Consider the following 291-nt stretch of genomic DNA (forward strand, 5'->3'; position numbering starts at 1 on the left):
CACAATACTGTCTCTGGTGTTCGATCTGGACGCCGGGGCCTGGCTGGCGCGGATCACACTGCTGCTTTACCTGCTGGTGCAATGGCCCCGGCAAGCACGCATGGCCAAAGGCATTCTGCTGGTGGTTATCGCCATGGCCGGCGTTGTCATCTGCCGTGAAGCCCAGCCGGTTCCGGTTTTGCTGCAGGCCCTAGACCGCCTCTGTTTTTTCGCCACTTTCGTTTCATCACTGGGCCTGCTGCGCGTCTCTGCCATGCGCTCGCGGCTGGTTCGCGATGCCGGGCAGACCCT

Annotated in this window: 1 pseudogene; it reads left to right on the forward strand. The window is 62.2% G+C overall.

Features of this window, described 5'->3' with window-relative positions:
* A pseudogene (locus A3754_RS28270) lies at positions 1-291 on the forward strand (hypothetical protein); the annotation flags it as partial.

It is taken from the genome of Alcanivorax sp. HI0083 (genome assembly GCF_001635175.1).